The following is a 4593-nucleotide window of genomic DNA, read 5'->3' on the forward strand; positions in this document are numbered from 1 at the left end:
GGGGTGAAAAAAGAGGATATTAAGATTGATTTGCTGGACGGTAAATTGACCATATCCGGTGAAAGAAAACAGAAGGAAGAAAAAGAGGGGAAAAACTACCATTCAGTGCAGACGCAATATGGTGCGTTCAGTAAGTCCTTCTTTTTGCCTGATGATGTGAGTCCTGACAAGATTGATGCAAAATATGAAGATGGTATTCTTCATGTGGTATTGCCTAAGTCAGAGAAAAAAGTGTTAAAATCATCTATTAAAGTGAAATAATTAATAAGTGGGGAAACCCACTTATTTTTTTTAAGTTTAATATAATGAGCAAGAGAATGAAATGACAATCGAAACGCCGGCTTTTGGGACTCTTTAAATGGGTTTTCTTTGTTAAAAGGTGTTAAATGATGGTTTTTATTAGGGGCTTTGCGCGATATTTGGGAACCATATGTTAGGTATATCGTGTATTTGAATCAAGAAATTAACTTAAAAAAAGGAGATCAACATGAATAGAAAGCAATTCTTCCTCAGTATACTTTTGGCCTCGGTTATAGGGGGACTTATAGCATTGGCTGGTGTGAATTTGCTATCTCCGCAGGCGAAAGTGGCCACCTTTGAGGAGAAGCAAAGTACCAGTTTTGTTAACTGGTTGAAAGACGATAAGTTCAGTATTCCGGATGGGATCAATTTTGTGGCCTCTGCTTCGCAGGTGACGCCTGCTGTGGTCCATATTAAGAGTACCGTCACCATGGAGAGTTCCAGAAGGGGAGGCAATCCGCTGGAGGAATTTTTTGAGTTCCGCTATCCTGATAATGGAAGGCAGGCTCCCCCAAGGGAAGGTAGAAGTTCGGGGTCCGGTGTGATTATTTCGGCGGACGGTTATGTGGTGACCAATAATCACGTGATTGATAATGCAAAAGACATTACCATTACCCTGCATGATAATACCAATTATACTGCAAAGGTGATCGGAGCTGATCCGACAACAGATTTGGCTCTTTTGAAAATAGAGGCGGATGGTTTGCCTTTTGTTCCTTTTGGCGATTCTGATAAGACGCAGGTCGGAGAATGGGTGTTGGCAGTAGGTAATCCGTTTGACTTAACTTCAACCGTGACTGCGGGTATTGTGAGTGCCAAAGCGCGAAATATTGGGATTCTGAGAAGTGAAAGCAATAATAATCTACAGATAGAATCTTTTATCCAGACAGATGCCGTAGTCAATAGAGGTAACTCAGGCGGTGCCTTGGTCAATCTCTCTGGTGAGTTGATCGGTATCAATACAGCTATTGCCAGTCAGACTGGGGTGTTCAGTGGTTATGCTTTTGCGGTGCCAAGCTCCATTGTGAAAAAAGTCATGGATGATCTTTTGGAATACGGTACTGTTCAAAGAGGCTTGCTTGGAGTGAGCATTCAGGATGTGAGTCCAGAATTTGAGGAGTACTTGGGTAAGGATCTTGGGGTTTCCCAGGGAGTGTACATTGCTGGAGTAAACGAAGGTAGTGGCGGCGAGGATGCCGGACTTAAAGAAGGTGATATTATTGTAGAAGTGGATGGGGTGAAAACAACCAACGTGTCCAAGCTACAGGAAATGGTAGCCCGCAAGCGTCCTGGAGATCAGGTGGATCTGACTTATATCAGGGATGGAAAAGAATACGATGTGACCGCTACCTTAAAGAATATTTCCGGTACGACCAAGATCGTTAAGAAGGAAGAGCCGAAAGTAGCCGGTTTTGAAAAAGTGAAGTTCAAAGATCTTGACATATCCCTGCAGCAGCGTCTTGATGTGGTAGGCGGAGCCGTGATTGATGATATCGACAATGATAAATGGGAAGAGGCAGGTGCCAGAGAAGGTTTTATCGTGACCCATGTGGGCAGAGAGAAGGTGAAAGGCGCTGAGGATCTGATAAAAATCCTTTCTAAAAATAAAGGTCAGGAAGTAATGGTGCTTGGGATTTATCCGAATGGACAGAAATCTTACTTTGAGATAGAATTAGAAAAATAGTGTTTAGTTGGTTTATGTATGTGTTGAAAAGGTCATCTGCTGTAGCGGATGGCCTTTTTTTTTCTTAGTTTTGATTTCAACGAAATTAAAAAGCTAGCGCAATGGAAGATCAGTTCGGAATCAAGGATATATTGAAGCAGTTGAATATAAAAGAGGTGAATAAGGGGACTTGGACAGGGGTGGACTCAGTGGATTTTAAAGGGGAGTGGTTGTCCAGTGTTTCTCCTGTGGATGGCAGTGAGATCGGTAAGGTGCAGATGACCAGTAGGGAAGGTTATGAGGCTGTGATGGGGCAGGCAGAAAAGGCGTTCCGGGTTTGGCGAAAGGTTCCTGCGCCCCAAAGAGGCGAGGTGGTGAGGCAGATTGGGATGGCTTTGCGGAAGCATAAGGCGGCGTTAGGGAAGTTGGTGTCCTTTGAAATGGGAAAATCTTATCAGGAAGGTCTGGGTGAGGTGCAGGAGATGATTGATATCTGTGATTTTGCGGTGGGTCTGTCCAGGCAGTTGTATGGTTTGAGCATGCATTCGGAGCGTCCCGGTCATAGGATGTACGAGCAATGGCATCCATTGGGTGTGGTTGGGGTGATTTCCGCTTTTAATTTTCCTGTGGCTGTTTGGTCATGGAATACGGCGATCGCCTGGGTCTGTGGTGATGTGTGTGTTTGGAAGCCTTCCGAAAAGACGCCATTGACTTCTTTGGCCTGTCAGCATATAGTGGCGGAAATTTTTAATGCCAATGGCTATCCCGAGGGGATATCCTCTTTGCTTACAGGGGATGCTAAGGTGGGAGGTTACCTGACTCAGGATCCGCGCGTTTCTTTGTTGTCCGCTACGGGTTCCATACGGATGGGAAAGGCAGTAGCGGAACAGGTGGGGGCCCGTTTGGGAAAGAGCCTTTTGGAGCTTGGTGGCAATAATGCCATAATTATCACGAAGAATGCGGATTTGGATGTGGCCATTCGTGGGGCGCTTTTTGGGGCGGTCGGAACGGCTGGTCAGCGGTGTACCAGTACGCGCAGGTTGATCGTCCATGAGGCAGTTTATGATGAGGTCAAAAGCAGGTTGGGGTCGGCCTATGGTAAGCTGGTGATCGGCAATCCTCTTGATGAAAAAAATCATATAGGACCTTTGATTGATAAGGCGGCAGTAGAAAGCTATCTTTCCGCCATTGAACGGGCAAAAGCTGAGGGAGGTACAGAATTGGTTAAGGGAGGTGTGTTGGAAGGAAAAGGTTATGAGTCGGGCTGTTACGTAAAGCCCTGTATTTTTGAGGTGGAGAACCATTTTCAGGTAGTTCAGCAAGAGACCTTTGCCCCGATATTGTATCTGATCAGGTATAGGGACTTGGAGGATGCTTTGGCTTTCCAGAACGGTGTTCCTCAGGGTTTGTCCTCTGCAATCATGACGACCAATATGCGGGAAGCAGAGCGTTTTCTCTCGGCTGAAGGTTCGGATTGTGGTATTGCCAATGTGAATATCGGGACTTCCGGAGCGGAAATCGGCGGGGCTTTTGGTGGAGAGAAAGAAACCGGCGGGGGAAGAGAGTCTGGCTCTGATGCCTGGAAGGCTTATATGAGGAGGCAGACCAATACCATTAACTATAGTACGGAGTTGCCGCTGGCGCAAGGGATTAAGTTTGACATATAGGGTAGGTGTGTTGATAATTTTTCCCTTCATAATCAGGTAGTTATTTTTGGTGCTGTATTTTTTTTAGAGGAATGTTTGCGGCAATAAAAAATACAGCTACCTTTGCAATCCAATTAGACAACAAAAGGATGTCAAAAGGGAATTAATCCCGATAGCTATCGGGATGGTTAAGAGCAGACAAGTCATTTAGTCAAGTCTCGAGCACCTCAATTCCTTACATAATAGGGTTGGAAAAAAGATAATAACCGGGAATTTAGCTCAGCTGGTTCAGAGCATCTGCCTTACAAGCAGAGGGTCGGGGGTTCGAATCCCTCAATTCCCACAGTGATTTTTGAAATCAGAAGGTATTAAAAAATCTTAGGGATGGTTTCGGATATAGTTACTATCAAGTAAATATAATTGATCTTTTAGTTCCTTAAGTAATCCCATAAATGGTGGGGTTAGAAAAAAAATAAGAATTGGGAATTTAGCTCAGCTGGTTCAGAGCATCTGCCTTACAAGCAGAGGGTCGGGGGTTCGAATCCCTCAATTCCCACTTATGTAGCCTTAAGCAATTAAGGCTATTTTTGTTTTATGGCCTTCTATTTTTATATTCTATTTTCGGTTTCTTCGGACCGGTACTATATCGGTCACACTTCGGACTCCTTGGAAGAAAGGTTAAGGAGGCATAATTCCAATCATAAGGGCATTACCGGTAAGCAATGTGACTGGGAGATGGTTTATTGGGAGGAATACCCGAGCAAAAGTTTGGCATATGCCCGAGAGAGATTGGTTAAAACATGGAAGAGTGGGAAAAGGATAGAGGCGCTTATCGGCACTTCAGGAAAACTCCCGAACAGCGATCATGCTGGTTAAGGGCATCCCGACTAACAAGTCGGGAGGGTAGGGTGTTCGAATCCCTCAATTCCCACAATGAATAGCCTTAATCAATTAAGGCTATTTTTGTTTTATGGGCTTCTATTT

The 4593-nt window shown here is 44.6% G+C and carries 4 protein-coding genes and 2 tRNA genes; all 6 read left to right on the forward strand.

The genetic code is table 11. The annotated features are described in order from the left end of the window. The coding region (locus ACYVAA_RS22225) for an Hsp20/alpha crystallin family protein (RefSeq protein WP_460546137.1) at nucleotides 1–261 on the forward strand (261 nt) is incomplete at its 5' end. 226 nt (nucleotides 262–487) lie between these two features. Further along, nucleotides 488–1984: a Do family serine endopeptidase gene (locus ACYVAA_RS22230; RefSeq protein WP_460546139.1), complete on the forward strand. Its 1497-nt coding sequence runs from the start codon at nucleotides 488–490 to the stop codon at nucleotides 1982–1984. Between the two features lie 101 nt (nucleotides 1985–2085). After that, on the forward strand, nucleotides 2086–3630 hold the full coding sequence (amaB, locus tag ACYVAA_RS22235; RefSeq protein WP_460546141.1) for an aldehyde dehydrogenase family protein: 1545 nt from the start codon (nucleotides 2086–2088) through the stop codon (nucleotides 3628–3630). A gap of 247 nt (nucleotides 3631–3877) precedes the next feature. Further along, a tRNA-Val gene (locus ACYVAA_RS22240) sits at nucleotides 3878–3952 on the forward strand. Between the two features lie 138 nt (nucleotides 3953–4090). After that, nucleotides 4091–4165 (forward strand) — tRNA-Val (locus ACYVAA_RS22245). Nucleotides 4166–4203: 38 nt separating this feature from the next. Then, entirely contained in the window at nucleotides 4204–4485 is a 282-nt protein-coding gene (locus ACYVAA_RS22250) for a GIY-YIG nuclease family protein (protein WP_460546143.1), read from the forward strand. Nucleotides 4486–4593 lie beyond the last annotated feature (108 nt).

Source organism: Echinicola sediminis, assembly GCF_054777495.1.

Coding starts and splice junctions, on each gene's coding strand:
- ACYVAA_RS22230 (WP_460546139.1), top strand. CDS start 488: ATGAATAGAAAGCAATTCTTCCTCAGTATACTTTTGGCCTCGGTTATA.
- amaB (WP_460546141.1), top strand. CDS start 2,086: ATGGAAGATCAGTTCGGAATCAAGGATATATTGAAGCAGTTGAATATA.
- ACYVAA_RS22250 (WP_460546143.1), top strand. CDS start 4,204: ATGGCCTTCTATTTTTATATTCTATTTTCGGTTTCTTCGGACCGGTAC.